Raw genomic sequence first — 17,946 nt, forward strand, 5'->3', positions numbered from 1 at the left:
ATGGCATCGATTCCGCTTCCCACGCCCGACCGCCCGCTCCGCCTCGGTACGCGCGCCTCGCCGCTGGCAATGGCGCAGGCCAATATGGCCGCCGCGGCGCTGATCGCCGCCTATGGCATCGCGCCCGAGGCGATCGAAATCGTTCCGATGACCGCCACCGGCGACAAGATCCAGGACCGCGCGCTCGCCGAGGTAGGCGGTAAGGCGCTGTGGACGCGCGAGCTCGACGCGGCACTCGACGGCGGGCGGATCGACATCGCCGTGCACAGTCTGAAGGATGTCGAGACGCTGCGTGATCCGCGCTTCGCGCTCGGCGCCATGCTCGAGCGCGCCGACCCGCGCGACCGGCTGGTGGTTCGCGACGGGATCGCGGCTGCGGCGATCGCCGACCTGCCGCACGGTGCGCGGCTGGGTACGAGCAGCCCGCGCCGCGCCGCGCAGATCCGCCGCCTGCGTCCTGACCTCGAAACGACGCTGCTGCGCGGCAATGTCGCGACGCGGCTTGGCAAGCTGGCGGCGGGGGAGGTCGATGCGACTCTGCTCGCCGCGGCGGGGCTCGAACGGCTTGGCATGCATGCGGTCGGAACCGTGCAGCCGGCGGAGATACTCTTGCCCGCCGCGTCGCAGGGCGCGATCGGTATCGAATGCCGCGCCGACGATGCGGTCACGCGGGGGCTGCTGCGCGGGGTCAATCACGAACCCACCCACCGCGCGGTTGCGGCCGAACGCGCGTTTCTGGCGGCGCTCGGCGGCGATTGCCGATCGCCGGTTGCGGCCTATGCGCGCTGGCTGGCCGACGGGACGCTGCGCCTCGATGCCGAAATCTATTCCGAAGATGGCGCCGACCATGCGATCGGCGAGACGCTGGTGCCCGATCCGGCCGCAGCCGAAGCGCTGGCGCGGCGTCTGCTGGTCGAGGCGCCCGAATCGGTGCGGCGCCTGTTCGCGGCATGACCGAATCGCTGCCGCTACTCGTGACGCGCGCCGACCCCGGCGGCGCGGCGACGGTGGCGCGGGCGCGGGCGCTGGGGCTCGACGCGCGCAGTATGCCACTGTTCGCTGCGCGCGCGATCGACTGGACGCTGCCCGATCCCGCCGGGTTTGACGCACTGCTCGTCACCAGCGCGCAGGCGGTGCGGCTGGCCGGACCCGGTTTGCAGGCCCTTGCCGCGTTGCCCGTTCATGCCGTGGGCGCCGCGAGCGCTGCAGCCGCGGAAGCGGCGGGCCTGCGCGTCGTGGAGGTCGGTACGCGCGATGGCCAACAGCTTCTTGATGGCATGACGTCCAGAAATTATCGCCATATCCTGTGGCTTTGCGGCCGCGATTATAGCGCGCTGGCGGCGCGCGATGCTGCGTTGACCCCGCTGCCCTGCTATGCGGTCGATCCCGTCGAGCCGCCCGCCGATTGGGCCGCGCTGATCGCTGCGCCGGCGGTGCTGCTCGCCCATTCGGGGCGCGGTGCGGACCGGATCGCGGCGCTGACCGATGGGCAACGCGGGCATTTGACGCTTGTCGCGATAAGCCCCGCTGTGGCAGCAAGGGCCGGGGGGGATTGGCAGGCGATCGCGCTTGCCGACCGGCCCGACGATGCGGCGATGGTGGCACAGGCCCGCGCTTTGTGCCACAAGAGCCCCAGACAGGGTCGTGCGAAAGAATAATATGGCAATCGAAAACGACAAACCCGTGCGTATGGACGATGGCGTCCGCAGCAGGGGGCTATCGTTCCGGACGTTGATAATTGCGGCGCTCGCGCTGCTCGTGGTCGGGATCGTCGGCGGCGGCTGGGCGATGAGCCGACTGCTGACCGGCAAGGATGTGCCGCCGGTCGCCAAGGTCGCCGATGTCCCCGCGACCGGCACCGCGCCGGGTGCGGCGTCCGCTGGAGCGGCACCCGATGCGGGGCAGAGCGGGCAGCCAGCGCTGGTCGTCGCGCCTGTCGATGGCGCGAACGCGCTGGCGGCGCGCGTGGCCGAGCTGGAACAGCGGCTGTCGCGCCTCAATCTCGAAGCGGCGTCGGCGTCGGGCAATGCCTCGCGCGCCGAAGGGCTGCTGGTCGCCTTCGCGGTGCGCCGTGCGCTCGATCGCGGTCTGCCGCTCGGCTATCTCGAGGCGCAGCTGCGCCTGCGCTTCGGCGACGACCAGCCCAATGCGGTCAAGACGATCATCGATACGTCGCGCGATCCGGTGACGCTGGAGCAGTTGCGCGCCGAACTCGACGCGCTGGCGCCCGAACTCGTCGGTCGCAGCGACGGCGGCGGCAGCTTCTGGACCGGCTTGCGCCGCGAGGTCAGCGAATTGTTCGTCGTGCGTCCGGCGGGCACCCAGTCGCCGCGTGCATCCGAACGGCTCGATCGCGCGCGCCGCTATCTGGCGGGCGGGCAGGTCGACAAGGCGATCGAGGAGGTGCAGGCGATGCCCGGCGCCGCCGAAGCGAAGGACTGGCTGATCGCGGCGCGCCGCTATCATGAGGCGCGGCGCGCGCTTGACCTGATCGAGACCGCGGCGATATTGGAGCCGCGCGACGGACCGACCGCCGCGATGGCCCGCAAGCCGGGCGATCCGACCTCCTGAGCGGGCCTGTATCGACGGGTCCGCGCTTTTGAAGAAAGCTGACCCATGGCCCTCGCCGATCCGCAGCGCATCGAAGCGCTCGACCCGTTCGATCCTCTCGCGCTCGACGCGCAGCTTTCGGAAGAGGAGCGGATGGTCCGCGATGCGGCGCGCGCCTATGCGACCGGCGAGCTGTTGCCCCGCGTCACCTCGGCTTTTCTCGACGAACGCTTCGACCGCGAGATCATGTCGGAAATGGGCGCGCTCGGCCTGCTCGGCGCGACGATCGACCCCAAATATGGCGGCGCGGGGCTCAATTATGTGAGCTACGGCCTGATCGCGCGCGAAGTCGAGCGCGTCGATTCGGGCTATCGCTCGGCCTGTTCGGTGCAAAGCTCGCTCGTGATGCACCCGATCAATGCCTATGGCAGCGAAGAGCAGAAGATGCGCTTCCTGCCCGGCCTCGCCTCGGGCGAGCTTGTCGGCTGCTTCGGCCTGACCGAACCCGACGCCGGCAGCGACCCCGCCGGGATGCGCACGCGCGCCGAGAAGATCGCGGGCGGATACCGGATCAAGGGCGCGAAGATGTGGATCACCAATTCGCCGATCGCCGACGTCTTCGTCGTGTGGGCGAAGTCCGACGCGCACGACCGCGCGATCCGCGGCTTCATCCTCGAAAAGGGCATGAAGGGCCTGTCGGCACCGAAGATCGAGGGCAAGGTCAGCTTGCGCGCGTCGATCACCGGCGAGATCGTGATGGACGGGGTCGAAGTCGGCGAAGACGCGCTGCTGCCGCATGTCTCGGGGCTGAAGGGGCCGTTCGGCTGCCTCAACCGCGCGCGCTACGGCATCGGCTGGGGCGCGATGGGCGCGGCCGAATTCTGCTATGAGGCGGCGCGCAATTATACGCTCGACCGCAAGCAGTTCGGGCGCCCGCTGGCGGCGAACCAGATCGTCCAGCTGAAACTTGCCAATATGCTCACCGAAATCGCGCTCGGCACCCAGGCGGCGCTGCGCGTCGGCCGGCTGATCGACGAAGGGCATCTCGCGCCTGACATGATCAGCTTCCTCAAGCGCAACAATTGCGGCAAGGCGCTCGATATCGCGCGGGTGGCGCGCGACATGCACGGCGGCAACGGCATCTCGGCCGATTATCATGTGATCCGCCACGCGGTGAATCTGGAAACCGTCAACACCTATGAAGGCACGCATGACGTCCACGCGCTGATCCTCGGCCGTGCGATCACCGGCATCAGCGCCTTTGCCTGAGGCATCGTCGCCGGCGCCGGTGGCCAAGCCCCTCGCGGGACTGCGCGTCGTCGAACTGGCGCGCGTGCTCGCGGGGCCGTGGAGCGGGCAGTTGCTCGCCGACCTCGGCGCCGAGGTGGTCAAGGTCGAGCGCCCCGGCGCTGGCGACGATACGCGCCAATGGGGGCCGCCCTTCGTCACCGGCGCGGCGGGCGAAAATCTGGGCGCCGCTTATTATCACAGCTGCAATCGCGGCAAGCGCAGCGTCGCCATCGACATCGCGACCGCCGAGGGGCAGGCGGCGGTGCGCGCGCTGATCGCCGAAGCCGATGTCGTCATCGAAAATTACAAGGTCGGCGGACTCGTCAAATATGCGCTCGACCCTGCGACGCTGCGCGCCGATTTCCCGCGTCTGATCGTCTGTTCGATCACCGGCTTCGGCCAGACCGGCCCCTATGCGCACCGCGCCGGTTACGATTTCATCGTCCAGGCGATGAGCGGCTTCATGTCGCTGACCGGTGAACCCGACGGGCCGCCGCAAAAGGCGGGGATCGCCTATGCCGACATCTTCACCGGCATGTATGCGACCGTGGGCATATTGGCGGCGCTGCGGCGTCGTGACGCCACGGGGGCGGGCGCGCATGTCGATATGGCACTGCTCGACAGCCAGGTCGCGGTGCTCGCCAATCAGGCCGCCAATTATCTGGCGAGCGGCGTCGCGCCCAAGCGGATGGGCAATGCCCATGTCAATGTCGTGCCCTATCAGCTGTTCGCGACCGCCGACGGTCAGCTCGTCATCGCGGTGGGCAATGACAGCCAGTATCGCAAGCTGTGCGCGATCCTCGGCGCACCCGAATGGGCCGAAGACCCGCGCTTCGTGACCAATGCGGCGCGGCTCGCCAATCGCGCCGCGCTCATTCCGCTGCTCGCCGCAAGGATCGCGACCTGGGACGCGCAGCCTTTGTCGCTCGCGCTCGAAGCCGAGGGCGTTCCGGCGGGGCCGATCAACGATCTGGCGGCGGTGTTCGCCGATCCGCAGGTCATGGCGCGCGGCATGCGCATCCGGCCCGACGGCGCCTTTATCGACGGCGTGGCGAGTCCGATCGTGATCGATGGCGAACGCATGGTTGCCGCCACCGGCGCGCCGCCGCTGCCCTGAGCCGCCGAGCCTCTGTCCGGCGACCAAAAGAAAAGGGGCGCCGCAGCGGGCGCCCCTTTCCGTTTGTTTTGGCTGTTCGTCGGCAGGTCAGAATTTGACCGTGCCGGTGACGAAGACCTGGCGCGGGTTGCCGTAGAAGGCGGTCAAAATGCCTTCGAGGCCGAGCGTCGAGGCGCCCGCCGCATTCTGATAATTGTAGCCCGACGTGATGTAGCGCTTGTCGGTCAGATTCTTGCCATGGAGGCCGATCGAATAATTGCCGCTGTCCGCGGTCCAGACGAGGCTGGCATCCCACAGCGTGTAGCCCGGCTGGTCGAGCGCGGGGATCGGCACTTCGAACTGGTGCGTCAGGCTGCGGTAGGACAGCGTCGTCGACACGTCGATATTGCCGCCCATCGCCGGAATGCCTGCGGCGAGCGTGCCCGACACCGTCCATTTCGGCGTGTTCTGGAAGGTCCGGATATTGGAGACATCGGTGCCGGTGGGGCCGATGAAGCGCTTGTACTTGGCGTCGATATAGCCGAGCGATCCGTTGAAGCGGATGGCCGAACCGGCGCCGGCAAAATCGCGCGCAAGCACTGCATTGGTTTCGGCCTCTACCCCCTGGAGGCGCGCCTTGGCGGCGTTGGTGGTGATGCCGCAGAAGCTCTGCACCCCGCCGACGAGGCAGCCGACCGACCCCGGAATCTGCACATCTTTATAGTCCATGTAGAAACCGGCGAGGCTGAGCGTCAGGCGGCGATCGAGCAGCGATCCCTTGTAGCCGATTTCATAGCTGTCGACCTTTTCGGGGTCGAAGGCGAGGAAGTTGTAGATATCGTCATAGGTGCGGCCCGCCGACGGGTTGCTGATCGGCGCCGAGGTGCCCGAACCGCGCGGATCGAAACCACCGCCCTTGAAGCCCTTCGAATAGGAGGCATAGACCATATTGTCCGCATTGGGCTTGAAGCTCAGCGAGGCGCGCGGGGTGAATTCCTTGAAGGTGCGCTCGCCGCGGAAATTGGTCGCCACCGCGATGGCGATCGGGGTCAGCGTGCCGCCGAACTCCGGCGACAGGCCGGTGATGCGGTTCGCCTTGTAGACAAAGGCGTTGCGATTGTCGCTCGTGTAGCGACCGCCGACCGACAGGCTGAGCTGATCGGTGAAATCATAGGTGAAATCGCCGAACACCGACCAGGTCTTGGTCCGCACGTCGCCCGCCGTATAGCCGTTGAGGCCGGGCAGCGGCCCGCCGAACGCCGGCGGCAGCGCGGCGCCCGTCAGGCCGAGCAACACGTCGAACGACGTCGCGGCCTGCGCATCGAGATAATAGAAGCCGAGGAGGCCCTTCAGCTTGTCGCCTTCATAGAGCAGCTGGAATTCCTGGCTGATTTGCTCGTTGCGGTAGACCGCGGGCACGTCGACGTCGACCGACGGCAGCGAGTCGAAGTCGATCGGGGTGAAGCTGCGGTCCTTGCGCCACGCGCTGATCGAACGCAGCGTCAGCGTATCGGTGAGATTTGCCGTGACATTCATCGCCAGGCCATAGGCCCGGACGTCCTGCTTCGGATCGTTGAGCCCGGCGCGGGTGTCATAGACATTGTCGAGCACCGGCGCGCCCGAAAAGAGGCCCGGGATCAGGCGGTGGCCGTTGCGCGGCGATGATTTGTCGTGGGTATAGTCGCCCGAGATGCGGATAAGCACCGGCGCACCATTGCCGCCGAATTCCAGCGTGCCGCGGCCGGCCCACACATCCTTGTTGTAGTTTTCGAGGCCGGGGATGTTGAGATTGTCGCCGAAGCCGCCGCGCGACAGGCGCGCGACCGACCCGCCGACGCGGAGCATGTCGTTGATCGGCACACTGGCGGTGACGACCAGATCGGCCTGATTATAGCTGCCATAGGTGCCGCGGATGCGCAGTTCGGGCGAATCGGGGTTGAGCGCGCGCGTCACATATTTGACCGCACCGCCGATGGTGTTGCGGCCATAGAGCGTGCCCTGCGGGCCGCGCAGCACCTCGATCCGCTCGACGTCGTAGATGTCGAGCACCGCTGCCTGCGGGCGGTTGAGATAGACGTCGTCAAGGTAGATGCCGATGCCCGCTTCGAAGCCGGGGACCGGGTCCTGCTGGCCGACGCCGCGGATGAAGGCGGTGAGCGTCGAATTGGTCCCGCGCGAATTTTCGAGCGTGGTGTTCGGCGTCATGTTCGCGACATCGGTGATGTCGATCGCGCCGCGCGTTTCAAGCGCTTCGCCTGAAATGGCGGTGACCGCCACGGGAACGTCGATCAGCCGTTCGTCGCGCCGACGGGCGGTGACGATGATTTCGGCGCTGTCGTCGGCAGAGCTGGCGCCTTCGTCCTGAGCGAAGGCAGCAGGGGTGAAAGCGATCATCGAGAGCGCGGTCGAGGCCAGAACGGCGCGACGCAGCGGGCGAGCGAAGGAACGCATGATGTGTCTCCCATGTGACGGGTGACCCCTCGTCACCCTTTGCGTTTTTTTGGGCCGGTCCTTGCCAAGCCGCGCCGCACCCAATAATGAAACCTGAACCAAGTTTCAACTTGGAAGTTGTGAAGGCTATATTTTGCCCTCCGGTGATGCAAAAAGGCCACGCAAGGGGGCCGCCGGACTTTCGGGGCGGAGAGGGAAGGCACAAGATGGATCAGCCGCGATCATCGGCACCACCGGGCGAAGGGGGCGCAGGCCCCGTCGATACGGCGGCGCCGGGCAATCCCGACAAGGCGCCGCGCACCGAACGCGGGCGGCGCACGCTGCGCAAGCTGCTCGACGCCGCGGCGATCGAATTCGGCGAGCGCGGGTTTCACGACGCGTCGATCAGCGGCATCACGCGCCGCGCCGGAACCGCGCTGGGCAGCTTCTACACCTATTTCGATTCGAAAGAGGAAATCTTCCAGGCGCTCGTCCGCTATATGAGCGAGCAACTCCGCGACCATGTCACCCCGCTGGTGCAGGCGGCGCCCGACGAAATCGCCGCCGAACGCGTCGGCCTTGAATCCTTCCTGCGCTTCGTGCGCGAGCACAAGGAAATCTATCGCATCATCGACGAGGCCGAATTCGTCGATTACGCCAGCTATCGCCGCCACTATGAAACCACGGTCGAACGCATGCGCCAGCGGCTGGAAAATGGCGCGGCGCGCGGTGAAATCCGCGCCGATGCGGGCGAGGTCCACGCCTGGGCCATCGCCGGCATGAACGTCTTTCTGGGAATGCGCTATGGCCTGTGGGACGAAAGCGCCGACATCGCCGACGTCGCCCGGATCGCCAACGACATGCTGGCGAACGGGCTCAGGAAGAAGGATTGATGCGGACTGGCGACGGCAATATTCGCCGAAAACAATGACATTGCCGGGCGTTGCGATTGACGGCCCGCGCCGATGTTCTAGCGTCTGGCACCGTTCGCCATAAAGGATCGTCATGACTTACGCGCAATCCGCCCGGATGACCTTCGCCAACATGCTGGGCACGCTCGATCACCTCGCCGGCAAGGCCATCGATGCCGGAGTGTCCGATGACGTGCTCGCGGACAAATTGACCGACGACATGTTTCCGCTCGAACTGCAGTTCCGAGTTGCCCTCAATCAGGTGGTGTTGGCGCTCAATCAAGTCGGCGGACAGGCGCTACCGCTCGAAGAGGTAGCCTACCGGTCGCTCGCCGAGGTGCGCCAACGAATTTCTGCGATTCGCTTGCTGGTCGAACAAACCGGCCCTGCCGAATGGGCCGACGCCGATGCCCTCGTCGACCTGACCTTGCCCAATGGCGTGCGCTTCCTGATGTCGGCGGAGGAAGACATCCGCGACTGGATCCTTCCGAACTTCTACTTTCATGTCACGATGGCCTATGCCTTGCTGCGCAATGCGGGTTTGGTCATCGGAAAGATGGATTTCATACCCCATATGGCGCGCTACAGGGCATCGACAGCGGAATAGAAAGAATGTCCCGGGCTTCTTGATGCCGCGCCTTCGCGGCTCAGACGCGCGAGATCAGGAAGATCGCATGTTCGGCGCGCCAGGTTGCGGCGGCGGCGCTGGTCGGCTTGTCGCCCGACAGATACCAAGCCGCCTCGACGCCGATCCCGCGTGCGCGCACCAGGTCGCGAAAATCGGCGACGGTGACATGGTGGATGTTCGGCGTTTCATACCATGCGACGGGCAGCAGGCGCGTCACCGGCATCCGCCCGTTCCACAAGAGCGCGAGCCGCACGCGCCAATGCGCGAAATTGGGAAAGCTGACGAAGGCGCGCGGGGCGATGCGCAGCAGTTCGGCAATGACGCGGTCGGGGCGCTCGGTCGTCTGCAGCGTCTGCGACAGGATCGCATAATCGAACGCATCGTCGGGATAATCGGCAAGGTCGTGGTTCGCATCGCCCTGCACCACCGATTGGCCGCGCGCGATCGCCGCGGTGACGTTGGCCGCATCGATTTCGAGTCCGCGCGCATCGACGCCCTTGTCGCGGAGCGCCGCGATCAGGTCGCCGTCGCCGCAGCCGACGTCAAGGACGCGGGTGGCCGCCGGCACCGCGCCGGCGATGATCGCAAGGTCGGGACGCAGCGCCATGCTCAGCCGCCGTTCCGCAGCGCACCGGCGACGAGGCGGTCGAGCGCCGGGACGTCGAGCAGGAAGCTGTCGTGGCCGAACGGTGCCGACAGTTCGACGAAGCTTGCCGCCGCGCCGACGCTTTGCAGCGCCTGGACGACGCGGCGCGATTCGCTGGTCGGATAGAGCCAGTCGGTATCGAAGCTGACGAGCGTGAAGCGCACGTCGCGCGCCTTGGCGAATGCGCCGGCGAGCCGCCCATCGTACGGTTCGGCGAGGTCGAAATAGTCCATCGCGCGCGTGATGTAGAGATAGGCGTTGGCGTCAAAGCGGTCGGTAAAGGCCAGCCCCTGATGGCGCAGATAGGATTCGACCTGGAAATCGGCGTCGAAGCCGAAGCTCTTGGCATCGCGCGCCTGCAGCCGGCGGCCGAATTTTTCGGTCAGCCCGGCTTCGGACAAATAGGTGATGTGCGCCGCCATGCGCGCGACCGACAGCCCTTTGGTCGGGGCGCGGTCGCTGCCGTAATATTGGCCGTCCTGCCAGTCGGGATCGGCCATGATCGCCTGCCGCCCCACCTCGTGAAAGGCGATATTCTGCGCCGAATGGCGCGCGGCGCTTGCGATCACCACCGCGGACGCCAGCCGCTCGGGATAGGCCGCGGCCCAGCCGAGCGTCTGCATTCCGCCCATCGATCCGCCGATGACGGCATGAAGCCGCGCAATCCCCAGATGGTCGAGCAGCATCGCCTGCGCGCGTACCATGTCGGCGATCGTGATGACGGGAAAGGCCATGCCGAGCGGTGCGCCGGTGGCCGCATCGGGGGTCGCCGGCCCGCTCGTCCCCATGCAACTGCCGAGGACGTTGGCGCAAAGGACGAAATAGCGGTCGGTGTCGACGGGCTTGCCGGGGCCGACCATGCGCGCCCACCAGCCCGGCTTGCCCGTCGCCGGGTGGTCGCTCGCGACATATTGGTCGCCGGTCAGCGCGTGGCAGACGAGCACCGCGTTCGACCGGTCGGCATTGAGCGTGCCATAGCTTTGATAGGCGATCGTCACCGACGGCAACGCCTGGCCGCTGTCGAGCGGCAGGGGCCGGTCGATCGTCACGCTCTGGTGCCGGATCTGGTGGAGGAGGCTCGCCATGCTTTCCGGGGCGCTAGGCCGGTGCGCGAAGGCTGTCAACGTACTGGACTCGGCGCGCACAGCCGTTAAACGGCGCCGCATGACCGGTGACAGCAAAACCCTCGCCCCCAAGCCGTGGATCAGCGGCATCGCCCCCTATGTGCCCGGCAAGTCGGCGGGCGCCGACGGCCGGCCGCTGATCAAGCTTTCGGCGAATGAAAATCCGCTCGGCACCGGCGACAAGGCGCGCGAAGCCTTTCGGGCGTCGCAGGCCGCCGCCGACGCGCTCTCGCGCTATCCCGATCCGGGCGCCGACGTGCTGCGCGCGGCGATCGCGGCGAAGTTCGGGCTCGATCCGGCGCGCGTCATCTGCGGCAACGGGTCGGACGAACTGCTTCACCTCGCGGCCGGCGTCTATGCCGGCGAAGGCGACGAAATCCTGTATGTCCGCTACGGGTTCTCGGTATACGAGATTGCGGCCCGGCGGGTTGGCGCGGTGCCGGTCGAAGCCGACGATCGCGACTATGCGACCGATGTCGATGCGCTGCTCGCCGCGGTGACCGACAAGACCCGCGTCGTCTATCTCGCCAATCCGAACAATCCGACCGGGACGCTCGCGACGAAGGAAGAGGTCGCGCGTATCCACGCCGGCCTGCCCGGCGACCTGCTGTTCGTGATCGACCAGGCCTATGCCGAATATCTGGATGCCGATCAGGATGATGGCGGCCTCGAACTGGCGAAAAAAGCGCCCAATGTCTTCGTCACGCGCACCTTTTCCAAGATCCACGGGCTGGCGGCCGAGCGGATCGGCTGGGGCTATGCGAGCGCCGAAGTGATTTCGGCGCTGCACCGTATTCGCCTGCCCTTCAACGTCACGCGCGCCGGACAGGCGGCGGCGGTCGCGGCGCTGGCCGATGATGATTTCGTCGCGCGCAGCCGCGCGCATAATGCGAAATGGCGCGCCTGGCTGGCGGGCGAGATCGAAAGCCTGGGTAACCACGGGCTGCGTATCGTCCCGTCGGCGACCAATTTCCTGCTCGTGCTGTTCGAAGGCGCGATCAGTGCCGAGACGGTCTACAACCGGCTGATGGAGGCGGGCTATATCGTCCGCTGGCTGCCCGGACAGGGCATCCCGCAGGCGCTGCGCATGACGATCGGCACCGAAGACGAGACGCGCGGGCTCGCGGCGGCGATCCGCGCCGCGATCGCCGCGGGCTGACCGGCATGGCGCGCGCGATCGGGCGGGTTGCGATCGTCGGGCTGGGCCTGATCGGATCGTCGGTGGCGCGCGCGCTCAAGGCGAAGCTGCCCGATGTGGCGGTGACCGGCCATGATGCCGATCCCGATGTCCGCGCCGAAGCGCGGGCGCTCGGCTTTTGCGACGCGGTGAGCGACGATGCGGCGGAGGCGGTGGAGGGCGCCGATCTGGTGATTCTGGCGGTGCCGGTGGGGCGTATGGCGGAGGCCGCCGCGGCGATCGCGCCGGGCCTGTCCGCGCACGCGATCATTTCGGACGTCGGATCGTCGAAGGCAGGGGTCGGCGCCGCGCTGCGCGCTGCACTGCCCGGCCATGTCGTCGTGCCCGCCCATCCCGTCGCGGGAACCGAGAACAGCGGCCCGGCCGCGGGCTTTGCGACGCTGTTCGATGGTCGCTGGTGCATCGTCACCCCGGCGCCGGACGCGCCCGCCGATGCGGTCGCCGCGGTGACGGGACTGTGGCAGGCGCTCGGCGCGAAGGTCGAGACGATGGACGCGGCGCATCACGACATGGTGCTGGCGGTGACAAGCCATCTGCCGCACCTGATCGCCTATACGATCGTCGGCACCGCCAGCGAGCTGGAGGAAGTGACCGAGAGCGAGGTCATCAAATATTCGGCGGGCGGTTTTCGCGATTTCACGCGCATCGCGGCGAGTGACCCGGTGATGTGGCGCGACGTGTTCCTTGCGAACCGCGACGCGGTGCTCGCGACGCTGCAGCGCTTCAACGAGGATCTGACGGCGCTCCAGCAGGCGATCCGCCGCGGCGACGGCGACCGGCTCGAAGACTGGTTCACGCGGACGCGGGCGATCCGCCGTTCGATCATCGAGCAGGGGCAGGACGATGCAGCCCCCGATTTCGGGCGCAAACACTGACCGTCGCCCCCGCGAAGGCGGGGCGACGACCGTTATTCCTATTGCTCGGCCGGCTTTTCCAGCAGCGCTTCGGGCGGGTTGAGCGCGTTGATCGCGCGCCAGACGCGTTCTTCGGCTTCCTCGCGCGGCAGGCCGGCGGGGATGGTGTCGCCGATGCGATAGGTGATGGTGCCCGGCCATTTGACCCAGCGGTGCGGCGGATAGGCGATGCCGCTGTTGACGGCGACGGGAATCACGGGGACGCCCAGCATGCGATAGACACCCGCGAAGCCCGACCGCAGCGGTGGCGCCTTGCCGTGCGGCACGCGCGTGCCTTCGGCGAACAGCACAAGCGGGCGACCGATCGCAAGCGCCGCCTTGGCCGCGTTCAGCATCGCGCGCATCGCCTTGCCGCCGCCGTCGCGGTCGACCGGGATCAGCCCGTAAAAGCGCGCCGCCTGTCCCCAGACGGGGATCGAGAATAATTGTTCCTTGGCGAAGACCGCGGGCCATTTGAACAGCATCGGCTGTTCGATCGTCTCGAACGCGCCCTCATGCTTGAAGACATAGAGGACGGGGATGTCGGGCATCTCGCCCTCGACGATCACGCGGTGCCCCAGGATGAAGCGGCAGATCAGCCGATGGAACTTCGCCCAGGCGCGCACGAACCCGCGCGTCGCATGGTGCGAGATCGGCAGCGTGACGATCGCGCCGATCGAGCAGATGCTGCTCATCAGGACGAAGGCGATCCAGAACAGGATCGAACGCACGAGGGCGACGGCATAGCTCACAGCCCGAGCAGGCCGCCCGCCAGACCGGCCAGATATTTGTGATATTCGCGAAACAGCGTCGAAAAGCTCGGCTGGCTGCGCACCGCATCGGGAAGGATCGTCACCTTCTTGTCCATCGCGCGGCCGAGTTCATATTCGGCGCGGCGCATGTGCCAGTCGGTGGTGACAAGCCGGACGCTCTTGTAGTTGCGCCGCGCAACCCAGCTCGCGACCTCGGTCGCGTTCGAGCGTGTATCCTCGGCTTCGAAGCCCAGCGCGACACAGCAATCGAACAGCTTTTGCGGTCGTTTATATTCGGCAGCGAGTTCCTTCGGCTTCACTTCGCGCGCGACGCCGCTGATCAGGAGCCGCTTGGCGCGCCCCGCCTCGAGCAGTTCCAGCCCGCGGTCGATCCGGCCGGGGCCGCCGGTCAGCACGACGATCGCGTCGGTCGTCTGGTCGCCCGCGGGCAGCGGCAAGAGCAGCGCGAACCACGCGAAGCCCAGCACCCAGGCCAGGAACAGGAGAGAGATCAGCCGTTTGATCATAAAATCTTCTTGAGCGCGGCGAGCAGGGTCTGCCGCGCCGTCAGTGCCGCGAGCGCGATAGCCAATAGCGGCAGCGCCAGCAAGAGCGCCCAGCCGATCGGCCCGAGCGACGCGGTCGCGGCAAGTCCCGATGTCACGCGCGACCATTGCCAGCCGATCAGCAGCAGGATGGCGGCGGCCACCGCGGTACCGAGCGCGACACCATAAGCCGTATCGATCGTGATGCGGCGCTGGAACAGGCGGGCGATCTGCTGGTCGGTCGCGCCGATCAGGTGCAGCATCTCGATCGTCGCATAATGGGTGCCCAGCGCGGCACGTGCCGTCATGATGACCACCGCGGCGCTGGCGAGCGTCATCAGGATAACGAGACCGCCCGCGATCCAGGCGAGCGAGCGGATCAACCGCGCGACGGGGCCGAGCCAATCGGCATGCGGGATGACGCGCGCGCCCGGTGCCTCGCGGGCGACGAGCGCACGCAACTGGCCCATATGGCCCGACCGATCCTCGCCGACGAAATCGACATCGACGAGCGCCGGCATCGGCAGCGAGCGCAGCACCGGATCGTCGCCGTCGGCGGTGCCGAACCATTGGCCGAGCGTCGCCTGCAACTCGGCCGGATTGACCGCGCGCGCCGATCGCACGAACGGTTGTGCAGCCGCCGCGCGGCGCAGCGCCGCCGCCTGCTCTGCGCGCAGCACGGGATTGGCGGTAACGATCTGCACCGTGACGCGCCCCGCAATTGCCTCGCCGATCGCATCCGCCGACCGCGCAAGGCCGACGCCGCCCGCGGCGGCCAGCAGGGTGAGCATCATCAGGATCGCGATGACCCACGGTGTCGGGCCCGACAGGCGGCGATCGGGAAGCAGGCGGCGATGCTGGACGGGAACGCGCGCGAAGATCATCGGCCTTCCATCCTAGGCGCGGTTCGGCGGATAGCGCAGCGCGCCGGTGGGATCGGACAGCCGCCCCTTTTCGAGCCGCATCATCTGGGCATTGTCGATGCGGCTGATCAGGTGGATGTCGTGGGTCGCGACGACGACCGTGGTGCCGAGGCGGTTGAGCGCCTCGAACAAGCCCAGCAGGCGCATTGCCATCTCGGGATCGACGTTACCCGTCGGTTCGTCGGCGACGAGCAGTTGCGGGCGGGCGATCACCGCGCGCGCGATCGCGACCCGCTGTTGCTCGCCGCCCGACAGCGTCGGGGGAAAGGCGTGCGCGCGTTCGCTCAGCCCGATCCAGCTCAGCATCTCGCCCACCGGGCCCGACAGATCCTCCTCGCTGACCCCGGCGATGCGCAGCGGCAGCGCGATATTGTCGCGCGCGCTCAAATGCGGGATCAGCCGGAAGTCCTGGAATACGACGCCGATGCGGCGGCGAAAGCCGGGCAGGCGCTGGCGCGGCATCGTCCCCAGATCCTCGCCGAACAGGCGCACGATGCCGCGGCTCGGCCGCTGCGCGAGGTAAAGCATCTTGAGCAGCGAGGTCTTGCCCGCGCCCGACGCGCCGGTCAGGAAATAGAAGCTGCCGGGCTGAAGGTTGAAACTGATGTCGGACAAAGTCTCGGCATCGGGCCCGTAGCGCAGGCCGACGCCGTCGAATTCGACCATTGCGCCGCCGGGTCGGCCGGGGGCGGTCGCCGTCATGACGCCACCATCGCGCGCCGCGATGCGCCTTGGTGCCGGTCGAAAAGGGGAGCCCCGCCGCTCATGTCGCTGCCTGTCGCACGGCTGTTTCGCGAGGACAAGCGCCAAGCGTCGGCTTTTCGACCGGCGCCCGCCATGCCTTGCCGGCACACCCGGCGCACGCGGCGCTTGCAACACCGCGAATCAGCGTGTTTAGAGAGACCCCATGATCCTGTCCTGCCCGTCCTGCCATACGCGCTATGTCGTCCCCGACACGGCGATCGGACCCAATGGCCGAACGGTGCGCTGTGCCAGTTGCCGTCATAGCTGGTTCCAAGAACCCGCTGCAGCGGCCCCGGCGGCGCCCGTGCCTGCAGCGCCGCCGGACCCGGAGCCGGTTTCGGCGCCCGAGCCCGCGCCGTCCGCCCCCTCGTCTGTATCCGCCCCGCCCGCAGTCGATCGCGAACCGGCCGCGCCGCCCGTGGTCGAAGAGTCCGCGCCGCCGCCGCCGCAGGCCTTTGCGGTGACCGAGGCCGAGCCGCGCGTCATTCCGGCCAGCGAGGCCGAGCCGCCGCTGCCCTTCCGCCGCGCCCGGCGCAATCCCGCCAAGCGCTGGACGATGATTGCCGCTGCCGCCGCGCTGCTGATGATCGGCGCGACCGGGGCGTTGTACTGGTTCGGCCTGCCCGGCTGGGCGCAGGGTCTAGGCATTCCGGGGATGGCCGACGAACCCGATCTGGTGATCGAGCTGCCGCCCAATCAGGATCACCGCGAACTGCCCGACGGCACCATCTATTTCGCGGCGAGCGGGGTCATCATCAACCCGACCGATCGCGAACAGCGCGTGCCGCCGATCCTCGCCGAACTGCGCGATGCGCAGGGGACGATCGTCTATAGCTGGACGATCAAGCCGCCGGTGCGGATGCTGCCGCCGAACGAAAAGGTCAATTTCAGCGAGGCGAAGCTCGACATTCCGCGCCGCGCGACGCAATTGACCGTCAGCTGGGCGCTCCCGAAAGGCTGAGCCTCAGCTACACCGCCGTGACGTCACGGCGTCACAAGCTGACGGCGGCGGCAAGCGACAGCAGAAAGCTGGTCAGCGTCGCGACGATGATCGGCGCGAAGCTGCGCCACCCCTGATCGAGCAGCAGCGCAAGCCGTGCCTTCATCGCCGTCGCGACGATCGCGAGCAATAGCAGCGCCTGCGCCCCGGTCGCCGCCGCGCCCTGCACCGGTTTCGGAATCGCGACGATCGAATTGATCGCGGCGATCAGCAGAAAGCCGGTGATGAACCACGGCAGGCGCAGCGGGATCTTGCGCTTTCCGGCGGGCGCGTCGCCGGCGCGGCCGAGCCACATGGCGACGAGCATCAGCATCGGGGCGAGCAGCGCGACACGGGTCAGCTTGACGATCGTCGCGACCTCTCCCGCTTGCGGCGAAAAGGAAAAGCCGCCGCCGATCGCCTGCGCGACGTCATGGATCGACGCGCCGATCAGAAAGCCGGCCTGCGTGTCGGTCAGACCGATTTCGGCGGCGAGAATGGGATAGAGCGACATGGCCAGCGCGCTCGCGACCGTGATGCCGACCAGCGTCAGCGTGAAGCGCGCTTGGTCGACGCGCTTGTCACCGATCAGCGAATAGAGCGCGAGCGCCGCCGACGCGCCGCAGATGGCGGTCGCGCCGCCCGCGAGCAGCGCGGCGTGACTGTCCTGCCGGAACAGTCGCGCGCTCGCGACGGTGATCAGGATGACCGCGAGCATGATGACGACGAGCAGCGCAAAGGGCAGCGGCCCCAGTTCGACGAGCTGTTCGGCGGTGATCCGCGCGCCGACGAGGACAATGCCGATCCGCAGCGCGGTCTGCGACATCAGGTCGAGCCCGGCGTGGGTGCGCTTGTCCTGCGACAGAAAACTCATCGCGAGGCCGATGAGCAGCCCCATCAGAACAAGCGGGGCGCCATAATGATCGGCGAGCCACGCAGCGGCGAGCGCCGCGATCGCGGTCGCAAAGGCGCCGGGGAAATAATCGTGCCACCGCCGCGCGGCCGGCGGCGTCGTTTCGAGTTGCAGTTCGCCATAAAGATCGGCGGCCATCGGCCAGCCCTGGTTCGTATCCGCCATCACCGTCCCCGCACCGGCCGCCGCATCGCGACCCCGACGCCGCTTCGCATATCCGCGCCGCGCGGTCGATAGGCCATTGCTGGCAAGCGAAGCTCTTGCTAGAGGCCGCGCTCTACCGGCACCCGTAGCTCAGCTGGATAGAGCGCTGCCCTCCGAAGG

18 protein-coding genes and 1 pseudogene are annotated in these 17,946 nt (G+C 67.6%); 11 read left to right on the forward strand and 8 right to left on the reverse strand.

Going from position 1 to position 17,946, the window contains the following annotated elements; all coding sequences use genetic code 11:
- From hemC to ATE59_RS00865, 5 genes are read left to right on the forward strand one after another with little or no spacing between them, the layout of a single operon-like run.
- Complete coding sequence (gene hemC, locus ATE59_RS00845; protein ID WP_058810870.1) at positions 1-954, forward strand: hydroxymethylbilane synthase; 954 nt, start codon at positions 1-3, stop codon at positions 952-954.
- A complete protein-coding gene (locus tag ATE59_RS00850; protein ID WP_058810871.1) occupies positions 951-1,658 on the forward strand; it encodes a uroporphyrinogen-III synthase in 708 nt (235 codons plus the stop codon). Before hemC ends, ATE59_RS00850 begins: the two co-directional genes overlap by 4 nt.
- Before the next feature lies 1 nt (position 1,659).
- The gene (locus ATE59_RS00855; RefSeq protein WP_058810872.1) at positions 1,660-2,571 is read left to right on the forward strand and encodes a mitofilin family membrane protein; all 912 of its coding nucleotides are present in this window, start codon (positions 1,660-1,662) and stop codon (positions 2,569-2,571) included.
- A 45-nt stretch (positions 2,572-2,616) separates the two neighbouring features.
- Complete coding sequence (locus ATE59_RS00860; RefSeq protein ID WP_058810873.1) at positions 2,617-3,819, forward strand: acyl-CoA dehydrogenase; 1,203 nt, start codon at positions 2,617-2,619, stop codon at positions 3,817-3,819.
- Between the two features lie 19 nt (positions 3,820-3,838).
- Positions 3,839-4,957, forward strand: coding sequence for a CaiB/BaiF CoA transferase family protein (locus ATE59_RS00865; protein WP_058810874.1), 1,119 nt, complete (start codon positions 3,839-3,841; stop codon positions 4,955-4,957).
- A gap of 87 nt (positions 4,958-5,044) precedes the next feature.
- Here ATE59_RS00865 and ATE59_RS00870 read toward each other — a convergent pair whose 3' ends face one another.
- Positions 5,045-7,387, reverse strand: a complete 2,343-nt coding sequence (locus tag ATE59_RS00870) for a TonB-dependent receptor (protein WP_058810875.1) — start codon at positions 7,385-7,387, stop codon at positions 5,045-5,047.
- A 206-nt stretch (positions 7,388-7,593) separates the two neighbouring features.
- Here ATE59_RS00870 and ATE59_RS00875 point away from each other — a divergent pair, with 206 nt between their 5' ends.
- Both ATE59_RS00875 and ATE59_RS00880 read left to right on the forward strand, forming a co-directional pair.
- Positions 7,594-8,259, forward strand: coding sequence for a TetR/AcrR family transcriptional regulator (locus ATE59_RS00875; RefSeq protein ID WP_003042393.1), 666 nt, complete (start codon positions 7,594-7,596; stop codon positions 8,257-8,259).
- A 112-nt stretch (positions 8,260-8,371) separates the two neighbouring features.
- Positions 8,372-8,884, forward strand: a complete 513-nt coding sequence (locus tag ATE59_RS00880) for a DUF1993 family protein (protein ID WP_058810876.1) — start codon at positions 8,372-8,374, stop codon at positions 8,882-8,884.
- A gap of 40 nt (positions 8,885-8,924) precedes the next feature.
- On the opposite strand, the gene metW is transcribed toward ATE59_RS00880, so the two are convergent.
- Both metW and metX read right to left on the reverse strand, forming a co-directional pair.
- Positions 8,925-9,512: a methionine biosynthesis protein MetW gene (gene metW, locus ATE59_RS00885; RefSeq protein WP_003042398.1), complete on the reverse strand. Its 588-nt coding sequence runs from the start codon at positions 9,510-9,512 to the stop codon at positions 8,925-8,927.
- A 2-nt stretch (positions 9,513-9,514) separates the two neighbouring features.
- Entirely contained in the window at positions 9,515-10,636 is a 1,122-nt protein-coding gene (gene metX / locus ATE59_RS00890; protein ID WP_003042405.1) for a homoserine O-acetyltransferase MetX, read from the reverse strand.
- Between the two features lie 79 nt (positions 10,637-10,715).
- On the opposite strand from metX, the gene hisC reads away from it, so the two are divergent.
- On the forward strand, positions 10,716-11,834 hold the full coding sequence (gene hisC / locus ATE59_RS00895) for a histidinol-phosphate transaminase (RefSeq protein ID WP_058810877.1): 1,119 nt from the start codon (positions 10,716-10,718) through the stop codon (positions 11,832-11,834).
- Positions 11,835-11,839: 5 nt separating this feature from the next.
- Positions 11,840-12,748 (forward strand): prephenate/arogenate dehydrogenase family protein, encoded by a 909-nt coding sequence (locus tag ATE59_RS00900; protein WP_058810878.1) that lies wholly within the window; start codon positions 11,840-11,842, stop codon positions 12,746-12,748.
- Positions 12,749-12,786: 38 nt separating this feature from the next.
- Here ATE59_RS00900 and ATE59_RS00905 read toward each other — a convergent pair whose 3' ends face one another.
- From ATE59_RS00905 to ftsE, 4 genes are read right to left on the reverse strand one after another with little or no spacing between them, the layout of a single operon-like run.
- Entirely contained in the window at positions 12,787-13,518 is a 732-nt protein-coding gene (locus ATE59_RS00905) for a lysophospholipid acyltransferase family protein (RefSeq protein ID WP_058810879.1), read from the reverse strand.
- On the reverse strand, positions 13,515-14,045 hold the full coding sequence (locus ATE59_RS00910) for a YdcF family protein (RefSeq protein ID WP_058810880.1): 531 nt from the start codon (positions 14,043-14,045) through the stop codon (positions 13,515-13,517). The genes ATE59_RS00905 and ATE59_RS00910 overlap by 4 nt, the downstream gene beginning before the upstream one ends.
- Complete coding sequence (locus ATE59_RS00915; RefSeq protein WP_058810881.1) at positions 14,042-14,947, reverse strand: cell division protein FtsX; 906 nt, start codon at positions 14,945-14,947, stop codon at positions 14,042-14,044. The genes ATE59_RS00910 and ATE59_RS00915 overlap by 4 nt, the downstream gene beginning before the upstream one ends.
- A 12-nt stretch (positions 14,948-14,959) precedes the next feature.
- Positions 14,960-15,688, reverse strand: a complete 729-nt coding sequence (ftsE, locus tag ATE59_RS00920; protein WP_058810882.1) for a cell division ATP-binding protein FtsE — start codon at positions 15,686-15,688, stop codon at positions 14,960-14,962.
- 205 nt (positions 15,689-15,893) lie between these two features.
- Here ftsE and ATE59_RS18295 point away from each other — a divergent pair.
- A pseudogene (locus ATE59_RS18295) lies at positions 15,894-15,989 on the forward strand (MJ0042-type zinc finger domain-containing protein); the annotation flags it as partial.
- A gap of 159 nt (positions 15,990-16,148) precedes the next feature.
- Positions 16,149-16,691, forward strand: coding sequence for a hypothetical protein (locus ATE59_RS00925; RefSeq protein WP_231737173.1), 543 nt, complete (start codon positions 16,149-16,151; stop codon positions 16,689-16,691).
- Positions 16,692-16,722: 31 nt separating this feature from the next.
- On the opposite strand, the gene ATE59_RS00930 is transcribed toward ATE59_RS00925, so the two are convergent.
- Positions 16,723-17,787: a YeiH family protein gene (locus tag ATE59_RS00930; protein WP_058810884.1), complete on the reverse strand. Its 1,065-nt coding sequence runs from the start codon at positions 17,785-17,787 to the stop codon at positions 16,723-16,725.
- Positions 17,788-17,946: the final 159 nt, after the last annotated feature.

This window comes from Sphingopyxis sp. A083 (assembly GCF_001468495.1).
GTDB classification, from domain to species: Bacteria; Pseudomonadota; Alphaproteobacteria; order Sphingomonadales; family Sphingomonadaceae; genus Sphingopyxis; species Sphingopyxis terrae.